Origin of the sequence: Cryobacterium roopkundense (assembly GCF_014200405.1) — a bacterium.
Lineage (GTDB): Bacteria > Actinomycetota > Actinomycetes > Actinomycetales > Microbacteriaceae > Cryobacterium > Cryobacterium roopkundense.
The window spans coordinates 688,360-710,682 of sequence record NZ_JACHBQ010000001.1 but is presented as its reverse complement, the minus strand read 5'-3'; the positions used below and the strand labels follow the sequence as shown (position 1 = coordinate 710,682).

The following is a 22,323-nucleotide window of genomic DNA, read 5'->3' as shown; positions in this document are numbered from 1 at the left end:
CGATCTTGGGGGGTAAATCACGTCGTCTACCCCAGTCTGTGGTTTTCACCAACAACGCTGTGGGAAACGAGAGAACTGGGACAGCGGGCCCGAATGCTGCTATCCCGGGCGCCCGCGAGTCGCGGTGCGTTAAGATTTTGGGGTGCCTTCCCAATCGACCTCCCTTCACATCGCCCTGGTCTCCCTCCACACCTCCCCCGGTGCCGAGCCGGGCTCGGGCGACGCCGGCGGCATGAACGTGGTCGTGCGCCACCAGGCCGAAGCCCTGGCTGCGGCCGGCCACTGCGTCGAAATCCTCACCCGTCGCTCTTCCCCCGAGATCGCCAGGAAGATTCAGCTCGGCCCGCGCGTCACCCTGCGTTTTCTTGACGCCGGTCCCGCCTCCCCCGTTCCCAAGGGCGACCACGAAGACTACGTCGATGCCTTTCGACAGCGGATGTCCGCGCTCGGCCACTATGATGTCATCCACTCCCACCACTGGTTTTCCGGCATGGCGGCCCTCCCCCTGGCCCGGGAACTCGGCACGCCCCACGTGCAAAGCTTCCACAGCATCGCGGCCGACGAATCGACGCCGCTGTCCGCCGGCGAACGACCGGAATCCGCCGGCCGGATGACCGGCGAAGCCTGGCTCGCTCGCGAGTCCGATGCGATCGTGGCGATCAGCGAAGCCGAAGCCGACACCGTACGCCACCGCCTCGGCGGCGCGAGCGACCGCATCGCGATAGTGCCTCCCGGGGTAGACGGCACCCTCTTTCGGCCCACGAAACACGCACCGCGTGCCGGCCGCGGCTACGCCATCGTCGCAGCCCGCCTGCAGCCCCTCAAAGGACTCGACCTCGCGATCGAGTCACTCGCGGCCGTGCCGGAGCCGATTCGTCCCGAACTGATCATCGCCGGCGACGCGTCGAGCGACTTCGACGGCTACGTCGACGAGCTGCGCGCCCTCGCCGCCCGCCACGGGATCGAGGGCGACGTTCGCTTCATCGGACCGCAGTCTCGCATCAAGCTCGCCAACCTGCTTCGCGAGGCACGCGTCGTGCTCGTGCCGTCGCACTCGGAAACGTACGGTCTCGTGGCACTCGAGGCGGCCGCGAGCGGTGTTCCCGTTGTGGCCGCAGGGTCCGGTGGCCTGCGTGAGGCCGTGGTGCATGGCAGCACCGGCATCATCGTGGAGTCGCGCGAGCCGGCCGCCTGGGGTTCGGCCATCGCCCAGGTGCTTGCCGATGGAGAGTTCGCCCACGCGCTGTCCCTCGCCGCACGCGAACGCGCGGAGCGGTTGGATTGGCCACTCTCCGCACAGCGACTGCTCACTGTCTACCGGTCACTCGTCCTTCCCGGCTCTGCGGGCTGCCGACAGGAACTCGCCATCGCATGAGTGTGCTCGACGGTCTGTCGTCAGTCCTTTTCGTGCATGCACACCCCGACGATGAGACCATCAGCACCGGCGCGCTGATCGCGGAGTTGGTGAGCCGCGGCATCCGGGTCACCCTGCTCACCGCCACCCGCGGTGAACGCGGCGAAGTTGTGGCAGGCCCGCTCTCGCAACTCGAGGGCACGCAGGCGCTGAGCGACGAGCGCGAGCTGGAGCTGGAGCGAGCAGTTCGGACTCTCGGAGTGGCCGAACGATTCTGGCTCGGCGAGCCACCGGCTCGGCGGAACACACTCGAGCCGCGCCACTACAGGGACTCCGGAATGAGCTGGATCAGCCCGGGGCTCGCCGGCCCGGCGAACGACGTCAGCGACGAAGCACTCGTGCGCGCGCCCCTCGGCGACGTGACGCAGGACATCGAGTCCCTCCTCGACGCACTTCGGCCGTCCCTTGTGATCAGCTACGACCACGGCGGCGGCTACGGTCATCCCGACCACGTTCGCGTGCACGACGCCACCGTGGCTGCCAGCCGCGCGGCCGGCACACCCTTCGCCGAAATCGTCCACGTGCGAGCCGACGCGAGTGAGTGGTTCACGCTCGATCGGCATGAAGAGACCGTGCTGGCCGCCCTTCGCTGCCACGCCAGCCAGCTGACCGTCGACGGCACCCAGATCGTGCATTCCGGTGGTCAGCGCGAGGATGTCATCACGTCAGTCGGGCTCCGCGCCCAGGCGGGACGGCCACACCTGCCCTAGCCAGGGCAGCCATGTCGACATAAGGTGCATGAGGAAATCTCATGTTTGCGCTGTTCCGCTCGGGATCGGGCCCGATCGGACGAATGCCACCCCCGTCGATGGAGAAGTCCATGTCCCGAACCGACCCGCGTCGCCGCCGACCCCTACTGATCGCACTTCTCGGCTCTGCTCTGCTCTGCACCGCACTCGTCGCTCCAGGATCGATGGCCACGGCCGCCACCGCCGCATGTACCGCGCCGGTGGTCAACCCGATCGCCTGCGAAAACTCGCTCCCCGGAACGCCCCCGAGCGATTGGCAGGTATCCGGCACGGGTGACACCAGCATCCAGGGCTACGCCACCGCTATGAGCGTGAACGTGGGCCAGACGGTGAGTTTCAAGATCCTCACGCCGGCGAGTTCATACCGCATCGACATTCTGAGACTCGGGTACTACCAGGGCAACGGCGCGCGAAAGGTCGTGGCCGGGCTGCTGCCGTCTGCGTCCCTACCGCAGGCGCAGCCCGTCTGCCAGACCTTCCCCGCCACGGGCCTGATCGACTGCGGCAACTGGGCAACGTCGGCATCCTGGGCCGTGCCGGCGGCCTCCGTTTCCGGCGTCTACATAGCGCACCTCGTGCGCAACGACACCGGCGGTGAGAGTGTGATTCCCTTCGTCGTGCGCGACGACGCGAGCACAAGCGAGATGGTCTTCCAAACCTCCGACACCACGTGGCAGGCCTACAACAGCTACGGCGGCAACAGCCTCTATTCCTGCTCGGTGGCCTGCCCTCCGGGCGAACCCCTCACGTACAAGGCCGCGTTCAAGGTCTCGTACAACCGGCCATTCACGCCCGGCAGCCAGGGGTCGAACTGGCTCATGGACACCGAATACCCCATGATCCGTTTTCTGGAGGCAAATGCCTATGACGTGAGCTACCAGAGCGGCTTGGACACATCCATCCGGGGAGCCCAGCTGCTCAACCACGAGACCTTCCTCTCGACCGGGCATGACGAGTATTGGTCCGGGTCCCAGCGAACCAACGTGGAGGCGGCTCGAGACGCCGGGGTCAATCTGGCTTTCCTGAGCGGCAATGAAATCTTCTGGAGGACGCGCTGGGAGCCCAGCGCCGCCGGCACCACGACGGCCAACCGCACGCTCGTGAGCTACAAGGACACTCACTTCGACGCCCCCACCGATCCGGTGTCCTGGACTGGAACCTGGCGCGACCCTCGATTCGGCACGGCGACGGGTGGCGGTAATCCCGAGAACGCCCTCACCGGACAGTACTTCGTCGTCGTCTCGGGCTCCTCGGACATCCGCGTGCCCGCCGAATATGCCCCTCTGAGAATATGGCGCAACACCGCGGCCGCGGCCCTCACTGGTTCCCAATCACTCACCCTCGGCCCCGGGCTGAACACTCTCGGCTACGAGTGGGACGTCGACGCCGACAACGGCTTCAGACCTGCCGGAGCCTTCCGGATGTCGTCGACCACTGTCGCGGCCCCAGAGGTGTTCACCGACTACGGATCGACCGTCGCGCCGGCCACCGCGACGCACAACCTCACCATGTACCGCGCGCCGAGCGGCGCCCTCGTTTTCGGCGCGGGCACCATCCAGTGGTCCTACGGCCTCGACGGGTACACCACGGGTCGGGCGGCTGACCGCAACATGCAGCAGGCCACGGTGAACGTCTTCGCCGACATGGGCGCGCAGCCGGCGACCCTGATGTCGGGCCTCGTCGCCGCGAGCCGCACGACGGACACGACCAGCCCGACCTCGGCGATCACCTCGGGGCTGAACGGGCAGACCCTCGCCGACGGGACAAGGGTCACGATCTCCGGCACTGCGACTGACACCGACGGCGTGGTCGCCGGCGTCGAAATCTCAACCGACGCCGGGGCGACGTGGCACCCGGCAACCGGACAAGCCGCGTGGACCTACACGTGGATCGCGCACGGCAGCCCGACCTCGTTGGTGAGAACCCGAGCCGCCGACGACAGCGGAAACCTCGAGTCGCCGGGGGCGGGTGCGAGCGTTGGCGTGGTGTGTCCGTGCTCCATCTGGGGCAATACCGTGACACCGGATGTCGCAGATTCCGGCGATGGCGGCAGCGTCGAGCTGGGACTCAAGTTCACGTCATCGAGCGCGGGAGCTGTGACCGGAGTGCGCTTCTACAAGTCGGCGACGAACACCGGAACGCACACGGGAAGCCTGTGGTCTGCCACAGGAACGCGCCTGGCCACGGCGACGTTCACGGGTGAGAGCGCGTCAGGCTGGCAAACAGTGACCTTCTCCAGCCCGGTCGCCGTTGCGGCGAACACCACCTATGTCGTGTCCTACTTCGCTCCACGCGGGCACTACGCCTCTGCGTCCGGTTTCTTCTACCCCAATCCGTCAGCACTGCCCGGCGGCCTTGATTACACCGAGAGCGCGCCGCTGCGCGCGCTTCGCAGCACGTCCGCGTCGGGAAACGGCCTATACGCGTACTCGGCGTCGAGCGTTTTTCCCACGAACACGTACAAGGGCGCCAACTACTGGGTGGACCTCGTCTTCACGACGGGAACTGTGAGCACCACACCGCCCACGATAGTATCGGCCGCTCCCGCGAACGGTGCGACCGGAGTGGCCGTGACCTCCACCGCGACGACAACGTTCAATCAGGCCGTCATCGCCTCGTCGATCGTGTTCGGCCTCAGGGACGCGGCCGGCACGGCTGTCTCCGGCGCGACCGGCTACGGTGCGGCGACCAACACCGCCACGTTCACGCCCACCGCTGCACTAGCCGCCAGCGCGACGTACACGGCCAGCGTCAGCGGCGCCACCAACGCGTCAGGCCAGGCTATGTCGCCCTACACCTGGTCATTCACCACGGCGGGAGCCGTGCTACCGCCGACGTGTCCGTGCAGCGTCTTCGCCGTAGGCTCCGTTCCCGCCACGGCGAGCGCGGCAGACACCGCGGCCGTGGGCCTGGGCATGAAGTTCCGCTCCGATACGGCCGGTAAGGTCACGGGCATCCGCTTCTACAAGGGGAGCCTGAACACCGGCACCCACACCGGATATCTCTGGTCAGCAACGGGGACCAGGCTGGCCACGGTGACCTTCACCGGGGAGACCGCTTCAGGGTGGCAACAGGCCAACCTGGCCACCCCCGTGACTATCGCGGCCAACACCACGTACACGGTGTCGTACTACGCACCGCAGGGCCGGTACGCCGCAACCCCCGGGTTCTTCGGTTCGGCGGCCGACAACGCCCCACTGCACGGCCTCGCGAGCGGCACGGACGGGGCGAACGGCGTCTATCGCTATGGTTCGACGGGCTTTCCGACGCAGAGTTTCGCCAGTAGCAACTACTGGGTTGACGTGGTCTTCTCACTCGGTTGACCCGAATCAGCGAACGCCCACGGCCACCCCTCGTTTGGGCGTCTGCCACATCTTCAACATAGTGTTGGTCCTCACGCGGTGTTATCGGCGATCCCGATAAGCCAACGAAGGAGAGACAATGACGTCATTACTTGTGGGAATTGATCGAAGTGAATCGAGCAGAAGGGCCGTGGCATTCGCCTGTCGGCTCGCCGACGAATCGGGGGCGGCGCTCCACATCGTGCATGTGATCCCGTGGTCTCCCTATTCGTTCAACAGCCCCGATGAAAACGCCCACCGTTCGGCGAGCAAGGCCCAGGAGATCGCCGCCGCCGAGAAGCAGATCATACAGCCGGCCGTGGACGTCACCGCGGAATTCTTGGTGACACCCACCACGAGTGTCGTTCACGGCAGCCCAGCAGATCAGTTGGTCTCTCTGGCCACGCGCCACACCGCAACTCAGATCATCGTGGGGCGCACTGGTGATTCCAGGCTCAAGCAGGTGCTCTTCGGCAGCACCCCGGTTCGACTGATCCAGATGTCGAAGACGCCCGTCACGGTGGTTCCGTGATCGGCCAGACGGCCTCGGCCGCGATCGTGCACACGGCCACCATCGACGAGACGATCAGCACCGCCTTCACTCCGATCGCCGATTTCATCAGCGGCATCATCTTCTACTCCGTCAAGATCGGCGACCCGGAGTCGCTCTCCTATATGGAGATTCCCGTCATTGTGACGTGGCTCGTCGTCGCGGCGCTGTTCTTCACGATCTACCTCAAATTTCAAAACGTGCGCGGAATCAAGCACGCGATCAACCTCGTGCGCGGGCGCTATTCCGAGCCCGCCGATGCTGGAGAGGTCTCTCATTTTCAGGCGCTGACGACAGCCATCTCCGGCACTGTCGGGCTCGGCAATATCGCCGGTGTGGCCGTCGCCGTATCGATCGGTGGCCCCGGCGCGACGTTCTGGATGATCGTGGTCGGGTTCCTCAGCATGAGCACCAAGATGGCCGAATGCACGCTCGGTGTGAAGTACCGCATCGAACGGGCCGACGGGTCGGTCTCCGGCGGACCGATGTACTACCTGCGCGATGGCCTCGCCGCCCTCGGCAAGCGCAGGCTTGGCAAGTTCCTCGCCGTGCTGTTCGCCCTGTTCTGCATCGGCGGCGCCATCGGCGGCGGCAACATGTTCCAGGCCAACCAAGCCACGAGCCAGATCATCAACGTGACCGGCGGTGCCGACGGGCCCCTCGGACCGTGGCGCTTCGTGATCGGCCTCGTCTTCGCGCTCGCCGTGGCGGCGGTCATCATCGGCGGCATCAAGTCGATCGCCAAGGTCACGGAGAAGATCGTGCCGTTCATGGCCGTTCTCTACATCATCGGCTGCCTCGCGGTGATCTTCACCAACTTCACCGCCATCCCGGACGCGATCAGCCAGATCTTCGTCGGCGCCTTCAACCCGGAGGGCATCGCCGGCGGCTTCGTCGGTGTGCTCATCCAGGGCTTCCAACGCGCCGCGTTTTCCAACGAGGCCGGTGTGGGTTCCGCGTCCATCGCCCACTCCGCGGTCAAGACCAAGGAGCCAGCGACCGAAGGTTTCGTCGCCCTGCTCGAGCCCTTCATCGACACCGTCGTGATCTGCACCATGACCGCGCTGGCGATCGTGATCACCGGCACCTGGCGCGACACGTCGAGCGCCGCGGGAGTCGAGACCACGTCGGCCGCGTTCAAAACCGTGGCACCGTGGTTCCCGATCCTGCTCGCCGTCGCCGTTGTGCTCTTCGCCTTCTCGACCATGATCTCGTGGTCGTACTATGGCATGAAGGCCACGGGCTACCTGTTCAAGGACAGCCCGCGCGCCGAGCTCGGCTTCAAGGTGGCGTTCTGCATGTTCACGGTCGTGGGCGCGTCGCTGTCGCTCGGCCCCGTGATCGCGTTCTCCGACGCGATGATTTTCGCCATGGCGATCCCCAACGTGATCGGCCTCTACCTGATGGCCCGCGTCATCAAGAAGGAGATCTTCAGCTACCGTGCGAAGGTTGAGTCCGGCGAATTCGCCATGGTGGAGAAGTAGCAGTTGTCGACCAGCAAAAGTGGGCCGCACGTGAGTCTGCGACGTAACGTGCGCCCACACCTTCGGCAATCGCAATAGCGTGTAGGCATGACTACGCCGACCTCGACCACCACCGGCCGCCCCGACAAGCATGAGCCCGCGACCCTGGGGTTTGGAACCCAGTCGGTGCACACAGGCAACGAGATCGATGTCGGTTCCGGTGCGCTGCGCACGCCCATCGTGATGGCGAATTCCTTTGCCCTGCCGGAGGACCCGTCCACCCTCAGCTGGTCGGGCACCGGCACCGGTCTGTACACGCGCAACACCGGCGTCAACCAACTCGGCCTGCAGCAGAAGCTCGCCGCGCTCGAACACGGCGAAGAGGCCGTGGTGCTCGGCAGCGGAGTGGCCGCCCTGCATGCGGTGTTCTTCACGCTGCTGCAATCCGGCGACCACGTTGTTGTCGCCAACGTGACTTACGAGGCCGTCTATCGCCTGTTCACCGACCTGCTGACCAAAAAATACGGCATCCTGGCCACCTTCGTGGATTCGACAGATCTCAACGCCGTGCGCGCCGCCATCCGCCCCGAAACCCGCCTCGTCCATGTGGAGACCGTGGGCAACCCCACGACCACGGTGACGGATGTCGCGGCCGTTGCCGAGATCGCCCATGCCGCCGGCGCACTCCTGTCGGTAGACAACACCTTCACGCCGCCTCCGTTGTTCCGGCCGTTGGATCACGGCGCCGACCTCGTCGTTCACTCGTTGACGAAGTACATCAACGGGCACGGTGACGCGATGGGTGGCGTCGTGGTCGGCAGCGCCGACCTGATTCGAGAGATCAAACTGGATGCCATGGTCGACGTGGGCGGAGTGATCAGCCCCTTCAACGCCTGGTTGATCATGCGCGGCTCGGTCACGTTGCCCCTGCGCATCCGTCAGCACTGCGCGTCAGCACTCTCCGTTGCCGAGTTCCTCGAAGCCGATCCGCGCGTGGCGTACGTCGCCTACCCCGGGCTCGCCTCGCATCCGCAACACGAACTGGCGATACGCCAGCTCCCGAACGGTTTCGGCGGCATGATGGCCTTCGCCGTGGACGGTGACGCTGATACCCAGAACTGTTTTGTGGCCGCTCTGCGCGTGATCACCTCCGCCGTCTCACTCGGCCACGATGAGACCCTGATTGTGCACGTGGACGGTTCAGGACCGCGCGTTGCGGGCTATCCGCCGCACTTTCGGCAGTTCGGACATCTGCGTCTCTCGGTCGGCATCGAAGACACCGCGGATCTGGTGGCGGACCTCTCCGCCGCCCTCGACGAGACCTTCGGCCCGGCCTGACCGGCGGCACCCCGCCTGTGCTGCCCGACTCAGGCGGCTACGAGCTCCCGCTCCCGTCGGCTCGACTCGACGTGGCCCCGTAGGGAGGCGAGCAGCCGGGGCAGCTGGTCGGCCGGAGCGTCGGGCGCTTCGGGGTGCCACTGCACGCCGGTGATCGGCGCGGTGTGGTGTTCGAGCGCCTCGATGAGTCCGTCCGGCGCGACCGCGGCAGCCACCAGCCCGGCGCCGAGCCGACCGACGCTCTGGTGGTGGGCGCTTTGCACGACAATGTCGGTGCCGCCCAGGCCACGGGCCAGCCCGCTCGTCGTAGTGAGGGTGACAGTATGCGTCGAGAGGATCTCGTCGATTGGTACGCCCTCGTTCTTGTGGATTCCCTCGTCGATGTGCTGAACGATCGATCCTCCGAGGGCCACATTGATGATCTGCAAGCCGCGGCAAATGCCGAGAAGCGGGGTGCCTGCGGCCAGAGCACGCCGCACGACCGCGATCTGGCCTTCGTCGGCCGCCGCGAAGTGCGCGGTTTCGCCCTCGTAGCCCGTTGTTTCCCCATAGAAACTCGGAGTGATGTCTTCGCCGCCCACGATCACGATGGCGTCAGCATGCCGGGTATCCCAGAGGAGTTCGTCGGGGGTGACGTCCGCCGCGGCGATACGCATGACGTTCCAGCCGTCGCTCACTCCGTCGGTGACGACACGGCCGTTGAGCACCTGCACCTTGGCGTGATACTCCGGGCGGTCTGGTCGGGTCCCGGTGACCTCGATGACCACGAGACGGGGGGCGAACATCGAAGTAGTGAGCTGTGTCATTTCGGTCGCCTCCGCATCCGTTGGGGTGTAGTCGTTATCCCTATTCTGGATGCGCACGGCGCCGGGAGCGAGGGCGTGCGTAACACAGTGCAACCTGGGCCGCACGCCAGACCTCAGTCCCTGTTCAGACGCGGTTCCTAGACTTAGAACCCAGACGGGTCGTATGCTCGACCGAGCACGGCCCTCATCTGTTCAAGACTCGCCGCCCTCACTGAGGCTTTCGAAAGGACCACAACGTGGTGAAACAGTCCATCTTTGGCCGTATTTCCCAGCTGGCCAAGGCCAACATCAACTCCCTGCTGGACTCGGCGGAAGACCCGAAGCTGATGCTCGACCAGATGGTGCGGGACTTCACCAACAGCATCGCCGACGCGGAGAGCGCCATCGCTGAGACGATCGGCAACCTCCGCCTGCTTGAAGACGATTATCGGGAAGACGTGGAAGCCGCCGGCGAGTGGGGCAACAAGGCACTTGCCGCGAGTCGCAAGGCCGACCAGCTGCGCACGAGCGGCAATCCCGCGGATGCTGACAAATTCGACAACCTCGCGAAGGTCGCTCTCGGTCGCCAACTCGCGAGCGAGAAGGAAGCGAAACAGGCCGAACCGCAGATCGTGGCGCAGACGGCCGTGGTCGAGCAGCTCAAGAGCGGCCTCAACGCCATGAAGGACAAGCTGAACCAGCTTTCCTCCAAGCGCGACGAACTCATCGCCCGCGCCAAGACAGCCCAGGCACAGCAGCAGGTGATGGATGCCGTGAAGAGCATTGACCTGATGGATCCCACGAGCGAGGTCAGCCGGTTCGAGGACAAGATTCGTCGCGAAGAGGCACGAGTGCGTGGCGCCAGTGAGCTGGCAGCCTCGAGCCTCGACGCCCAGTTCGAGAGCCTCGAAGACCTCGGGGAACTCTCCGAGGTGGACGCCCGCTTGGCGGCCCTGAAGGCAGGATCGAACCCCGCGCTCGGAAGCTGATCGGGCTGCCGTGGCCGAAACCGTGCTTTGATGCCCCTATGACAACTCTTGGACTCATCGGTGCCGGCCACATGGGCAGCCAGTTAGCCCGCCTTGCGGTGCGCAATGGTTACAAGGTCGTGGTGAGCAACGCCCACGGCCCGCAATCCCTGGCCTGGCTCGTGACGGAGCTCGGCCAGGGCGCGCGAGCAGCGACCCCGACGGAGGCCGCCCTCGCCGGCGATATCGTCATCGTGTCAGTGCCACTCGCGGCCCTCGCCAGCATTCCCGTGGAGGAATTGGCCGGCAAGATCGTCATCGACACCAACAATTATGAGCCAAAGCGTGACGGGGCCATCGAGCCGCTCGACACCGAGACGACGACGGTGTCCGAGCTCGTGCAAGCGCACCTGCCTGACTCCCGGGTGGTCAAGGCATTCAATCACGTCGACGCCGTCAGCCTGACGACCGAGAGTCGCCCCGCTGGATCACCCGAGCGTCGCGCACTGATCGTCGCCGGCCACGACCCGTCGGCACGGGAAGTCGTGGCGTCGCTCATCGATGTCTTCGGCTTTGACAGCCTGGACATCGGGCCGCTCGAGGAAGGATGGCGCATCCAGCGCGACACGCCCGGCTTCGGCGCAAGCCTGGATCTCTTCGCCCTGCGCAACGCCCTCGCAGCGGCGATCCGCTACCGGGATATGTGACCGACGGACCGCCGTTTCGCGCCGGGCCACCCGGCGGGCCATACTGAAGTATGGCTCCCACTTTCGTTGTAGTTCCACAATGGCAGGGTTCTGTTTCTCCACGCGCCATGCGCCTCGTCGACGGGGCCGTGGCCATTCAAGGCGATCTGCCCGCGTCGGCGACACGGGAGGTCGACGTGCCGGTCGAGGCCGGAGACGCCCTCGACACCGGCATCCATCGTTTCTCCTCCATTCAAATCGTGCGGGAGCGGCAAGCAGCCGTGCTGCGTCTCACGAAGGACTGGGCGCTCACGATCGGCGGCGACTGCGGCGTCTCTCTCGCGTCCGTCGAGCACGCCAGCCGGCAGCATCCGGGAGATGTCGCGCTCCTCTGGTTCGGGGCCCACCCCGAACTCCATACGCCGGAGACGTCACCGTCCGGCGGTTTCTGCGGCATGGTGCTGCGGGCGATCGCTGGCGAAGGGCACCCCAACGTCGCCCTGGACGACGCCAGTCACATTCCCTTCGACAAGATCGTGCTCGTGGGCGCACGCGACATCGATCCCGCCGAGGCCGAGATCATCACGAATCGGTCGATTCGCGGTTTCACGGTGGAGGAGCTCAACGCCCCGGACGCTCTCCTCGCCGCTGTCCGCGCCACCGGCGCCACCAGCGTCTACGTGCACATCGCCCTGGACGTGCTCGATCCCTCCGCCGTGACCGGGCTCGCCGATCTCGTTCCGTTCGGCCTGAGCGTGGCCGCGCTCACGAACGCCGTCGTCGCTCTGCGCGCGGAGTTCAGTGTGGTCGGCGCGAGCATCGTGGGGTTCTCCCCCAGCTCCCCTGCCGCTGCGACAGACGACCTGCCGAGTATCCTGCGCATCATCGGATCGTTGACGCGCCCATGACCGAGCCGACTGTCAACCGGATTGTCACCGAACGGCGCGGCCATGTGCTGCTCATCGGCTTCAACCGCCCGGAGAAACGCAATGCCGCGGACTTCGCACTCTTGCAGCAGCTCTCCCTCGCCTACGGCGAACTCGACCGAGACCCGCAGTTGCGCGTCGGTCTGGTGCACGCGCTCGGCGACCACTTCACCGCAGGGCTTGACCTCGCCGATGTGGGGCCCCGACTCGGCCCCGATGGTCTGGACATGGTGCCCGACAGCGGGATCAATCCGTGGCAGGTCGACGGCACGTCCCTGTCGAAGCCCGTCGTCATGGCCGTTCAGGGCACCTGCCTCACGCTGGGGATCGAGCTCATCCTGGCCAGCGACATCGCCGTGGCTGCCGAGTCAACGGTGTTCGGCCAGATCGAGGTGTCGCGGGGAATTCTCCCGTTCGGCGGTGCCACCATCCGACTTCCTCGTGCGATCGGCTGGGGCAACGCCATGCGCTGGCTCCTCACCGGTGACACGTTCGATGCGGCGGAAGCACTCCGAATCGGCCTTGTGCAGGAGATCGTGCCCGACGGGACCCAATTCGAGCATGCGCTCGCCCTCGCCGAGCGGATCGCCGCTCAGGCACCCCTCGCCGTGCAGGCCACGCTCGCGAGCGCGCGCACGGCCGTGCGCCACGGCGATGCCGCCGCCGAAGCCGAACTGCAGCCGGCCCTGGCTCGGCTCGCCGCCACGAAAGATGCCCGCATCGGCATGGAATCGTTCCTCAGCCGCACGCCAGCAGTTTTCGAAGGCCGCTAGCCTCAAGCGGGGTCGTACGAAGCCGACGCAGGTATGATTCTGCCATGATGACGCAGCCCTCCCCGAGCACCCAGACCACAGCCCTCTACGACGTGATCGTGGTCGGGGGCGGTGCGGTCGGCGAAAACGTGGCTGACCGCACGAGCCAGGGTGGCCTGAGCACCGTAATCGTCGAAAACGACCTGGTCGGTGGGGAATGCTCCTACTGGGCGTGTATGCCGTCCAAGGTGCTGCTGCGCAGCGGTGCTGCCCTCGCCGCGGCTCGCCGGGTGCCGGGTGCCGCAGAGCGGCTAATGACCCCCGCGGCCGGAGCGGGCACTGCCGTCGTCGACGTGTCGGCCGTTCTGAAGCGGCGGGATGCGATTGCCAGCAACTGGTCGGACGAGGGGCAGGTGCGCTGGCTGGACAGCGCCGGAATTTCTCTTGAACGCGGCCACGGCCGCCTCACCGGAAAACGAGAGGTGACTGTCACAGCCGCCGACGGTGCCGTCACCGTGCTCACCGCCCGGCATGCCGTCGTGCTGAGTACCGGCTCCGCGGCTCTCCTGCCCGATATCCCCGGCCTCAACGACGTGAGCCCCTGGACGAGCCGCGAGGCGACATCCGTGCAGGTCGTGCCGCCAAGCCTGGCCATCATCGGCGGCGGAACCGTGGCCACCGAAATGGCCACCGCCTTCGTCTCGCTCGGCGCGAAGGTCACGATGATTGCCCGCAGCTCCATTCTGGGTGCCCAAGAACCCTTTGCCGGATCGCTCGTCGCCAGCGCACTCGAGGAGAGCGGCGCGACTGTCTTGCTCGAAACTGCCACCACCCGAGCGCACCGCACAGCCTCCGGTGAGGTGGAGCTGACCCTCCACGACGGACGCACTGTGACGGCGGCCGAGGTGCTGGTGGCCGTGGGCAGGGTGGCGGTCACGAACGATCTCGGCGTGGAGACCGTGGGCCTGACACCCGGTGAGTGGCTGAACGTGGACGACACCCTACTCGTGCAGGGAGACTCACCTATGCTGTCTGGAAGCTGGCTGTACGCCACGGGCGATGTGAACAAAAGAGCGCTGCTCACCCACCAGGGCAAGTATCAGGCCCGTGGCGCTGGGGACGCGATCGTGGCGAGGTCCGCGGGAGCCGTTGTCGACGATGGTCCGTGGGGAGCCCATGTGGCGACCGCCGACCACGCGGCCGTTCCGCAGGTCACCTTCACCGACCCGGAGGTCGCCTCGGTGGGACTCACCGCCGCCGGCGCGGTCAAGGCCGGCTACCGTGTTCGCATCCTCGATCACGACCTCGCCGCGCTCGGGGGCGCGAGCACGCTGGCCGACGGCTATACGGGCAAGGCTCGCATGATCGTCGATCTCGACCGTGAGGTGATCATCGGCGCGACATTCGTCGGCCAAGACGTGGCCGAGCTGCTGCACTCCGCCACGATCGCCATTGTGGGCGAGGTGTCGATCGGCCGCCTCTGGCACGCCGTGCCGAGCTACCCGACCCTGAGCGAGGTGTGGCTACGTCTGCTCGAGCAGTACGGACGCCCGGGCATCGAGCTACCGTAGTGGGTGTGCGCGGTTTTCTTTTCGATTCCCCCCTCAGCCGGGCGGGTTATGCCTATGCCACCCTGGTGGGCACTGTGTGGGGTTCCCTGTGGAGCACGGGCCGGGTGGAACGCCGAAACGGCCTCCTCGTCTTTCGCGGCATGCCGTCGTGGACATTCGGCCGCGGTGGGTCCTGCGTGGGCGGCTGCTACCTGACCAAGCAGAATGTATCAGCGGATGTGCTCGAGCACGAGGCCGTACACAAGCGCCAATGGCAGCGCTACGGCATGCTCTTTCCCGTGCTGTACGGTCTGGCCGGTCGTAACCCGCTCACCAATCGCTACGAGATCGAAGCGGGCCTCGAAAAGGGCGGCTACCTGCGCTGAGCCTGCGGAACGCGGGAACGCCCGGTCTCCGAGAAGACCGGGCGTTGCCGTCGTGCCTTTATTCGGTGACTACTTCGAGCTCGCGAGCTCGGCGGCGGCTAGGGCCTCGAGGTTGCTGCGCAGGCTCGCGCCGAGCTCAGCGTCCACGCTCGTCCAGTACCAGATGGCGCGCTCGGTGACCTCTGGGCGGGTCACTCCGCTGACGGCACCGGTGATGGTGGCGAGGAAGCGTGCCTTGGCCGCGTCGTCGTACACCTCACGGTAGAGGGTTCCGGCCTGTCCGAAGTCGCTGTCCTCGCTGCGCAGCGTCGCGGCGGAGTTCAGCAACGAACCGTCGTTCTCCCAGCTGCCTTCGCCAGCTGCGGCGGCGTCAGCCACCGGCCCGCCGAGCGAGTTCGGTGCGTAGTTCGGTGCCGACGGCGGGTTGAACCCGTGGCGGGCCGCGCCATCCTGCGAGTAGTTGTTCACGGGCGCCTGCGGGGCGTTGATCGGAATCTGGTTGAAGTTGGTTCCGATGCGGTAGCGCTGCGCGTCCGGATAGGAGAAGATGCGCGCCATCAGCATCTTGTCTGGGCTCGCGGCGATTCCGGGAACCATGTTCGCCGGGGAGAAGGCGGCCTGCTCTATCTCGGCGAAGAAGTTCTCCGGGTTGCGGTTGAGCGTGTGCGTTCCCACCGGGATGAGCGGGAAGTCGGCGTGCGGCCACACCTTGGTCACGTCGAAGGGGTTGAAGCGGTACGTCTTGCCCTGCTCGTAGGGCATGACCTGTACAGACACGTTCCAGGACGGGAAGTTGCCCTCTTCGATGGCGTCGTGCAGATCGCGACGGTAGTAGTCGGCGTCGGCGCCGGCAATGAGCTCGGCCTCTGGGCCGTCCATTTCGGCGTTGCCCTGGTTGGACGTGAAGTGGTACTTCACCCAGAAGCGCTCGCCGGCGGCGTTGATCCACTGGTAGGTGTGCGAGCCGAAGCCGGGCATCGTGCGCCAGGACACGGGCAGGCCGCGGTCACCCATGAGGTAGGTCACCTGGTGTGCCGACTCCGGGGAGAGGGTCCAGAAATCCCACTGCATGGTGGCGTCGCGAAGGCCGGAGCCGGGAAGACGCTTCTGGGAGTGGATGAAGTCGGGGAACTTGATCCCGTCGCGGATGAAGAACACCGGGGTGTTGTTTCCGACGATGTCGTAGTTGCCCTCTGACGTATAGAACTTCACGGAGAAGCCACGCACATCGCGCCAGGTGTCAGGGCTGCCCTGCTCGCCGGCAACGCTCGAGAAGCGCTGCAGGGTGTCGGTGGTCGTGCCCGGCTGAAAGACGGCCGCACGGGTGTACTTCGACACGTCTCCGGTGACAACAAACTGCCCGTGGGCTCCGCCGCCCTTGGCGTGCACGATGCGCTCCGGGATACGTTCGCGGTTGAACTGCGCGAGCTTCTCGACCAGGTAGCGGTCGTGCAGGGCGGTGACGCCGTTCGGGCCGACGGTGAGCGAATGCTCGTCGCTCGCGACGGGGGTTCCCGACTGGGTGGTGGTGGGCTCGATGGTCATGAGACTCCTTTGTGTTGTGGGAAAGACGTGCTGGAGAGGAAGGTGAGAGGAAGAGACGTGGAACGTCAGAGGGCGGCGAGGTCGACCTGACAGGCCGGGCAGAGACCCCAGTAGGTTACCTCCGCTGCATGAACGGCAAACCCCGAATCGTTCTCCGGAACAAGGCAGGGAGCAGAGCCGACGGCGCAGTCCACATCATGCACGACGCTGCAGCGTGTGCAGACGAGGTGATGGTGGTTGTCGCCGACCCGACGTTCAAATAGGGCGGGGGAACCGGCCGGTTCGACCTTGCGCACGAGGCCGGCGTTTCCGAATGCCGCCAGAACTCCGTACACGGCCTGCAGGGAGGTGCTCGGCAGCTGTGCCTTGACGAGGGTGAAGAGCTGTTCAGCGCTTACGTGCGGTGTGCTCGTCAGCGCGGCGAGCACAGCGAGTCTGGGCTCCGTCACCTTGAGGGCCGCGGAACGGATGCTGTCGGCCACCTCGCTGGGCGATGATAACCCGAGTGCTCTGCCAGGGGAAACGGGGAGAGCGCTTTCGGACATGAGTCAAGGTTAGCACTTGTCTTGAATTACTCAAAACAAGTGAAGGGGTGTGATATTGCTAGCCGAGTTAGCAATATGATCATTCAGTACTATTAGCGACTGAGTGGAGAAACCGTGAGAGCAATTGCTCGATTCGTGTCAGGGCGCGGCACCGCCTGGCTGGTTCTTGCAGCCACGGCAATCGCCGTGGGCCTGCTCTTTGCCCTGCTGCCAAGCGCCTCCGGCGACGATTTTCCCAGTTCCGGGCTTCCCGATTCGAGCCAAGCCGCGCAGGTAGACGCCCTCCTTGCGGATTTCCCATCGGCGAAGGCGACGTCGGCAATCGTGGTGTGGAGTCGTGACGGCTCGCCGCTGACCGAAGCCGATTCCGCGGCGATCGCGGCGCGTGCCGAGGCTCTCGGCGAGCAATCAACGGCTCCCCCCGCAACGATCCCCCGGTTCAGCGACGATGGCCAGGCCGCCCTCAGTGTGGTTCCGCTCGAGTCGAGCGGCGTCTCCGACGACATCACCCGCACGGCCACCGAGATCCGCTCTGCAGCGTCCACGGATCTTCCGGCCAGTCTCACGGCGTATGTCACGGGGCCCGTCGGGTTTCAGGCAGACATCACCAACGCGTTTGCTGGCGCCGACTTCCGGCTGTTGCTCGTGACGGTGATCGTGGTGGCCGTTTTGCTGATCGTGACCTATCGAAGCCCCGTGCTGTGGATCGTTCCCCTCGCTGTCGTGGGCGCGGCGGATGCCCTCGCCGGCGTCGTGGCGGGCGCCCTCGCCGAACCACTCGGTTTCAGGCTCGACGCGTCCATATCAGGCATCCTGTCCGTGCTCGTCTTCGGAGCCGGCACCAACTACGCACTGCTTCTGGTAGCTCGCTACCGCGAGGAGCTCCTACACACCGAAAGCCGAAACGAAGCGATGTACACGGCGGTGCGCAGCGCCGGCCCCGCGATAGCCGCAAGCGGCGGCACCGTGGCCCTGAGCCTGCTCACCCTCGTCTTCGCCGAGCTCTCCGGCAACCGAGCCCTGGGCATCGCCTGCGCGATCGGGGTTGTCATCGCCATCCTCTTCGCGCTCCTCGTTCTACCCGCCGCGCTGGTCGTCTGCGGTCGTGGCCTGTTCTGGCCGTTCATCCCGCGCGTGCGACCGGACGTCGACCCGAACGCCGAACCGACCGGTGCCTGGGCCCGGCTTGGCCACGGCGTGCGCCGACGCCCGATCCGCATCGCGATCATCTCCTCGGTCGGCATCGCCGCCCTCAGCCTCGGACTGGTCGGGGCATCAGTGGGGTTGTCCCAGGCCGACCAGCTGTTGGGCAAGCCCGAGTCCGTGGTGGCACAGAAAATCGTCGACGAATCCTTCTCCGCCGGTCTTACCGGCCAGACCGTGGTTCTCACGCCCGATTCGGCAGCGGACGACGCGGCAGCCGTCGCGTCGTCCGTCGACGGAGTCGGCGCCGTGCAGCCGAGCGAAAGCGCCAACGGGCTCACACGATTGAACGTGTCGCTTCAGAGCGAACCCGGCAGCGACGACACTTTCCTCACGATCGCGGCGCTCCGAACGGCGTACGCGGATACCGCCGGTCCGGTTTCGGAGAGCCTCGTGGGCGGAAACGACGCGACCGCCTTCGACACCAAGACACTTGCCCAACGCGACCAGGATCTGATCATTCCCCTGATCCTCGCCATCGTCTTCACCATTCTCGCCCTGCTTCTGCGGTCCCTGGTGGCGCCCGTGCTGCTGATCATCACCGTGCTCGGCACCTTCTTCGCGAGCCTCGGAGCCTCAAACTGGATCTTTCAGAACCTGCTGGGATTCCCCGCTTTCAACACCAACGTGATCCTGTTCGCTTTCTTGTTCCTGGTCGCTCTCGGCGTCGATTACAACATCTTTCTCACCACCCGCGCACGGCAGGAGAGCATCCGGCACGGCACGGCAGACGGGATGGTCCGTGGCCTGAGTTCGACCGGAGCGGTGATCACGAGCGCCGGGATCCTGATCGCGGCAGTCTTCGCCGTGCTCGGCGTGCTCCCGGTCGTGGCCCTGACCCAGATCGGAGTGATCGTGTGCATCGGTGTTCTTCTCGACACACTCGTCGTTCGCACCGTGCTGGTGCCTGCCTTGGTCTTCATCACCGGCGACAGGTTCTGGTGGCCCTCCCGCCCCGCCTCGTCACTCACGCGGTAGGGCGCAGACCACACGACGACGGCACCCGAACCGGCCAGGGTGGCCGGCTCGGGTGCCGTCGTCGTTGTACCTGTTTGCGCTACACCGAAACCTTCTTCGGTGCCTGGTACTTGGCATGAGCCTGTTCCGCTGCGGCGTCGAATTCGGCGTCGATCTCAGCGGACGGCTTGTACGTCGCGAGAGAGACCACCACGGCCACAATGAGGCTCGCGGCGAAACCGGGCACGATCTCGTAGAGCACGCCGCTCAACGGGGAGTTGCCCCAGATGAAGACAACGACGGCGCCGGTGATCATAGAGGCCAACGTTCCCGCGGTGGAGAGCTTCTTCCAATACAGCGAGAGAAGGACCACGGGGCCGAAGGCCGCACCGAATCCGGCCCAGGCGAATCCGACCAACGCGAGGATGGTCGTATCGCGGTTGAGCGCGATGAGGCCGGCGACAACAGCAACGAGCAGCACACCGAGACGGCCGAGCATGACCAACTGCTTGGGGGTGGCATCTTTCTTTCCGACGATCTTGTAGAGGTCCTCCACGAGCGCGGAGGAACACACGATGAGCTGGGAGGAGATCGTGCTCATGATCGCAGCCAGCACCGCCGCCAGCACGAGCCCGGCGATGAACGGGTGGAACAGCGTCTGCGACAGCAGCAAGAAGACAGTTTCCGGGTTCGCGAGGGTCAACTCGGGGTTCTGTTGGAAGTACGCGATACCGATAAGCGCCGTGGCAATGGCACCGAGGGCCGTCGCGACCATCCAGCCGATGCCGATGCGGCGTCCTGCCTTGGCGTCCTGCGGCGTGCGCATAGCCATGAAACGCACGATGATGTGCGGCTGGCCGACATAGCCGAGACCCCAGGCCGCCGCCGAGATGATCCCCAGCACGGTTCCGCCCGCGGTGAGGGACAGCAGGTTCGGGTCCACCTCGCGGATGGAGTCGAGGGTGGCCGTGACGCCGCCGGTGGCGCTCAGGGCCATCAGCGGAACAGCTACGAGCGCGACGAGCATGAGGATGCCTTGGGCGACGTCGGTGAGGGTGGCTCCCAGGAAGCCGCCGAAGACCGTATAGAGCAGGGTGACGCCGGCCACTATGAGCATGCCCAGGAGGAATGTGGAGCCGAAGGATTCCTCAAAGAACACACCGCCGGCGACCATGCCGGACGACACATAGAACGTGAAGAAAACGAGGATGATGAGGCCGGATACGACGCGCAACAAGCGCGTCTTGTCTTTGAGCCTGTTTTCGAAGAAGCTCGGGATGGTGATGGAGTTCTGCGAGACCTGGGTGTAAGAACGCAGCCGCGGGGCCACGAACTTCCAGTTCAGCCAGGCTCCGATGGTGAGGCCGATGGCAATCCAGGCCTCGACCAAACCTGATACATAGATGGCGCCGGGAAGGCCGAGCAGCAGCCAGCCGGACATGTCGGAAGCGCCGGCGCTGAGCGCCGCCGTGCCGGGCTTCAGGCCGCGGCCTGCGAGCATATAATCGTCGAGATCCTTGGTCTGCCGAAAGGCAAACCACCCGATCGCGACCATGGCAGCGAGGTACAAAATAATGGCTCTCCTGACATAACCGTGGGTCGTTTCCGAGCGCCTTAACGAGTGCACGCCGCTCTCCGCCTAGGTTTCTAACTGACAAAGGTAAGAAACACAGGGACGAGAAAACGGCGTGCAAAACTTAACACTATGGCGAACTCTGCTCGGAGTCGACAAGACAGTTGTCGAGGCAGTGGATCTCGACATGGAGACGGGCATTCTGGTCGCGTCGGTGCGTCCGACGGCGTCGATGCGGAACCGTTGCGGGTCCTGCCGGAAGCGCTGCCCCCGCTACGACGCTGGTGAGGGTCGGCGGCGCTGGCGATCACTGGATGCTGGCTCGGTGCAGGTCCAGTTGGAAGCTGCGGCGCCGCGGGTGAGGTGCGGTGTTCACGGCGTGACCGTCGCCGCCGTGCCGTGGGCTCGGCATCAAAGCGGACACACGCTGTTCTTCGACGACCAAGTCGCGTGGCTGGCCACGCAAACATCCAAAACGGCGCTCACGGTGTTGATGCGCATCGCGTGGCGCACCGTCGGCGCGATCATCACCCGGGTCTGGGCAGACACGGAGAAGCAATTCGACCAGTTCGCCGACCTCACCCGGATCGGTATCGACGAAATCAGCTACAAACGCGGCCACAAGTATTTGACGTGTGTCGTGGACCACGATTCCGGCCGCCTTATCTGGGCAGCACCGGGCCAGGACAAGGCCACCCTCGCGACGTTCTTCGACGCGCTGGGGCCGGAGCGCTCGGCGATGATCACGCATGTTTCCGCGGACGGCGCAGCCTGGATCGCCACTGTCGTCAAGGAACGAGCCCCTAACGCCGTTCGTTGCGCCGACCCGTTCCATGTCGTGAAATGGGCCACGGAGGCCCTCGATGAGGTCCGCCGAGCCGCGTGGAACGACGCCCGCAAAGCCGCCCGGCACAACGAGGCCGGACGAGGCCGTGGCCGACCTCCAACCGGAGCGCCGGCCCGCCCGGATAGCGCCCGGGCCATGGGCATCAAGAACTGCCGATACGCGCTCTGGAAGAACCCGGAGAACCTCACCGAGAAGCAACAAGCGAAGCTCGCCTGCATCGTGCAGACCGACCCGCGGCTGGCCCGCGCTTACTACCTGAAGGAAGGCCTCCGTGTCATCTTCAAACTGCCTCTCGACGAAGCGACTGAAGCGCTGGACAAATGGGTCAGCTGGGCCCGCCGCTGCCGAATCCCATCCTTCGTGAAACTACAGAGAAGCATCGTCAAACACCGCACCGCGATCCTGGCTTCCATCGAGCACGGCCTCTCAAACGGGCGGGTCGAATCCATGAACACCAAGATCCGCCTCATGACTCGCATCGCGTTCGGCTTCAAAGCACCCGACGCCCTCATCGCCCTCGCGATGCTCAGCCTCGGCGGACACAAACCCGTACTTCCGGGCCGGGATTAACCCACGGAAGAGTCAGGAGAGCCAAAATAATCGCCATTAACTGGAAAGACTGATCCGTCATTGGTTTCCTTTAGTTGGATGCCCTGCGTACAGGCGATTTCAGTCCACCAGTATCGCAGAATTCCGGGGTTTCTGGGAATTCGCACATTCATCGGGGTCCTGATACAGCACCCCT

The 22,323-nt window shown here is 65.5% G+C and carries 18 protein-coding genes; 14 read left to right on the top strand and 4 right to left on the bottom strand.

Features of this window, described 5'->3' with window-relative positions; translation table 11 throughout:
- Positions 1 to 142: 142 nt before the first annotated feature.
- The 6 genes from BJ997_RS03310 to BJ997_RS03285 all read left to right on the top strand — a co-directional run bounded on the left by BJ997_RS03310 (position 143) and on the right by BJ997_RS03285 (position 8,855).
- Positions 143 to 1,375, top strand: a complete 1,233-nt coding sequence (locus BJ997_RS03310) for a glycosyltransferase (RefSeq protein ID WP_035836881.1) — start codon at positions 143 to 145, stop codon at positions 1,373 to 1,375.
- Positions 1,372 to 2,124, top strand: coding sequence for a PIG-L deacetylase family protein (locus BJ997_RS03305; RefSeq protein WP_035836880.1), 753 nt, complete (start codon positions 1,372 to 1,374; stop codon positions 2,122 to 2,124). Before BJ997_RS03310 ends, BJ997_RS03305 begins: the two co-directional genes overlap by 4 nt.
- 110 nt (positions 2,125 to 2,234) lie before the next feature.
- Positions 2,235 to 5,486: a DUF4082 domain-containing protein gene (locus BJ997_RS03300; RefSeq protein ID WP_035836893.1), complete on the top strand. Its 3,252-nt coding sequence runs from the start codon at positions 2,235 to 2,237 to the stop codon at positions 5,484 to 5,486.
- Between the two features lie 118 nt (positions 5,487 to 5,604).
- Positions 5,605 to 6,036 (top strand): universal stress protein, encoded by a 432-nt coding sequence (locus BJ997_RS03295; protein WP_035836879.1) that lies wholly within the window; start codon positions 5,605 to 5,607, stop codon positions 6,034 to 6,036.
- On the top strand, positions 6,033 to 7,538 hold the full coding sequence (locus BJ997_RS03290) for an alanine/glycine:cation symporter family protein (RefSeq protein ID WP_035836878.1): 1,506 nt from the start codon (positions 6,033 to 6,035) through the stop codon (positions 7,536 to 7,538). Before BJ997_RS03295 ends, BJ997_RS03290 begins: the two co-directional genes overlap by 4 nt.
- An 87-nt stretch (positions 7,539 to 7,625) precedes the next feature.
- Entirely contained in the window at positions 7,626 to 8,855 is a 1,230-nt protein-coding gene (locus BJ997_RS03285; protein WP_035836877.1) for a trans-sulfuration enzyme family protein, read from the top strand.
- Positions 8,856 to 8,884: 29 nt separating this feature from the next.
- On the opposite strand, the gene BJ997_RS03280 is transcribed toward BJ997_RS03285, so the two are convergent.
- The gene (locus BJ997_RS03280; RefSeq protein ID WP_236628989.1) at positions 8,885 to 9,661 is read right to left on the bottom strand and encodes a gamma-glutamyl-gamma-aminobutyrate hydrolase family protein; all 777 of its coding nucleotides are present in this window, start codon (positions 9,659 to 9,661) and stop codon (positions 8,885 to 8,887) included.
- Positions 9,662 to 9,897: 236 nt separating this feature from the next.
- On the opposite strand from BJ997_RS03280, the gene BJ997_RS03275 reads away from it, so the two are divergent.
- The 6 genes from BJ997_RS03275 to BJ997_RS03250 all read left to right on the top strand — a co-directional run bounded on the left by BJ997_RS03275 (position 9,898) and on the right by BJ997_RS03250 (position 14,908).
- Complete coding sequence (locus BJ997_RS03275; protein WP_035836875.1) at positions 9,898 to 10,629, top strand: PspA/IM30 family protein; 732 nt, start codon at positions 9,898 to 9,900, stop codon at positions 10,627 to 10,629.
- Between the two features lie 38 nt (positions 10,630 to 10,667).
- The gene (locus BJ997_RS03270; protein WP_035836874.1) at positions 10,668 to 11,315 is read left to right on the top strand and encodes an NADPH-dependent F420 reductase; all 648 of its coding nucleotides are present in this window, start codon (positions 10,668 to 10,670) and stop codon (positions 11,313 to 11,315) included.
- A gap of 107 nt (positions 11,316 to 11,422) precedes the next feature.
- Positions 11,423 to 12,202 carry an arginase family protein gene (locus BJ997_RS03265; RefSeq protein WP_236628986.1) on the top strand — a complete coding sequence of 260 codons (780 nt, stop codon included), beginning with the start codon at positions 11,423 to 11,425 and terminating at the stop codon, positions 12,200 to 12,202.
- Positions 12,199 to 12,993 carry a crotonase/enoyl-CoA hydratase family protein gene (locus tag BJ997_RS03260; protein ID WP_035836872.1) on the top strand — a complete coding sequence of 265 codons (795 nt, stop codon included), beginning with the start codon at positions 12,199 to 12,201 and terminating at the stop codon, positions 12,991 to 12,993. Before BJ997_RS03265 ends, BJ997_RS03260 begins: the two co-directional genes overlap by 4 nt.
- Before the next feature lie 44 nt (positions 12,994 to 13,037).
- Positions 13,038 to 14,543, top strand: coding sequence for a dihydrolipoyl dehydrogenase family protein (locus tag BJ997_RS03255; RefSeq protein ID WP_236628984.1), 1,506 nt, complete (start codon positions 13,038 to 13,040; stop codon positions 14,541 to 14,543).
- A gap of 5 nt (positions 14,544 to 14,548) precedes the next feature.
- Positions 14,549 to 14,908 (top strand): Fe-S oxidoreductase, encoded by a 360-nt coding sequence (locus tag BJ997_RS03250; RefSeq protein ID WP_420827172.1) that lies wholly within the window; start codon positions 14,549 to 14,551, stop codon positions 14,906 to 14,908.
- Positions 14,909 to 14,977: 69 nt separating this feature from the next.
- On the opposite strand, the gene BJ997_RS03245 is transcribed toward BJ997_RS03250, so the two are convergent.
- Together BJ997_RS03245 and BJ997_RS03240 are read right to left on the bottom strand one after the other, a co-directional pair.
- Complete coding sequence (locus BJ997_RS03245) at positions 14,978 to 16,453, bottom strand: catalase (RefSeq protein WP_035836870.1); 1,476 nt, start codon at positions 16,451 to 16,453, stop codon at positions 14,978 to 14,980.
- Positions 16,454 to 16,518: 65 nt separating this feature from the next.
- A complete protein-coding gene (locus tag BJ997_RS03240; RefSeq protein WP_052542282.1) occupies positions 16,519 to 16,998 on the bottom strand; it encodes a Fur family transcriptional regulator in 480 nt (159 codons plus the stop codon).
- Positions 16,999 to 17,112: 114 nt separating this feature from the next.
- Between BJ997_RS03240 and BJ997_RS03235 the strand changes: the two genes are divergently transcribed.
- The gene (locus BJ997_RS03235) at positions 17,113 to 19,179 is read left to right on the top strand and encodes an MMPL family transporter (RefSeq protein ID WP_035836868.1); all 2,067 of its coding nucleotides are present in this window, start codon (positions 17,113 to 17,115) and stop codon (positions 19,177 to 19,179) included.
- Between the two features lie 79 nt (positions 19,180 to 19,258).
- On the opposite strand, the gene putP is transcribed toward BJ997_RS03235, so the two are convergent.
- Entirely contained in the window at positions 19,259 to 20,785 is a 1,527-nt protein-coding gene (gene putP, locus BJ997_RS03230; protein WP_338080917.1) for a sodium/proline symporter PutP, read from the bottom strand.
- Between the two features lie 61 nt (positions 20,786 to 20,846).
- On the opposite strand from putP, the gene BJ997_RS03225 reads away from it, so the two are divergent.
- Entirely contained in the window at positions 20,847 to 22,148 is a 1,302-nt protein-coding gene (locus tag BJ997_RS03225; RefSeq protein WP_183323247.1) for an ISL3 family transposase, read from the top strand.
- Positions 22,149 to 22,323: the final 175 nt, after the last annotated feature.

Excerpts from the sequence above, each read along its gene's own strand:
- BJ997_RS03245 (WP_035836870.1), bottom strand. The coding sequence starts at position 16,453 with ATGACCATCGAGCCCACCACCACCCAGTCGGGAACCCCCGTCGCGAGC.
- BJ997_RS03295 (WP_035836879.1), top strand. The coding sequence starts at position 5,605 with ATGACGTCATTACTTGTGGGAATTGATCGAAGTGAATCGAGCAGAAGG.
- BJ997_RS03300 (WP_035836893.1), top strand. The coding sequence starts at position 2,235 with ATGTCCCGAACCGACCCGCGTCGCCGCCGACCCCTACTGATCGCACTT.
- BJ997_RS03270 (WP_035836874.1), top strand. The coding sequence starts at position 10,668 with ATGACAACTCTTGGACTCATCGGTGCCGGCCACATGGGCAGCCAGTTA.
- BJ997_RS03265 (WP_236628986.1), top strand. The coding sequence starts at position 11,423 with ATGCGCCTCGTCGACGGGGCCGTGGCCATTCAAGGCGATCTGCCCGCG.
- BJ997_RS03285 (WP_035836877.1), top strand. The coding sequence starts at position 7,626 with ATGACTACGCCGACCTCGACCACCACCGGCCGCCCCGACAAGCATGAG.
- BJ997_RS03255 (WP_236628984.1), top strand. The coding sequence starts at position 13,038 with ATGATGACGCAGCCCTCCCCGAGCACCCAGACCACAGCCCTCTACGAC.
- BJ997_RS03280 (WP_236628989.1), bottom strand. The coding sequence starts at position 9,661 with ATGACACAGCTCACTACTTCGATGTTCGCCCCCCGTCTCGTGGTCATC.
- BJ997_RS03260 (WP_035836872.1), top strand. The coding sequence starts at position 12,199 with ATGACCGAGCCGACTGTCAACCGGATTGTCACCGAACGGCGCGGCCAT.
- BJ997_RS03305 (WP_035836880.1), top strand. The coding sequence starts at position 1,372 with ATGAGTGTGCTCGACGGTCTGTCGTCAGTCCTTTTCGTGCATGCACAC.
- BJ997_RS03240 (WP_052542282.1), bottom strand. The coding sequence starts at position 16,998 with ATGTCCGAAAGCGCTCTCCCCGTTTCCCCTGGCAGAGCACTCGGGTTA.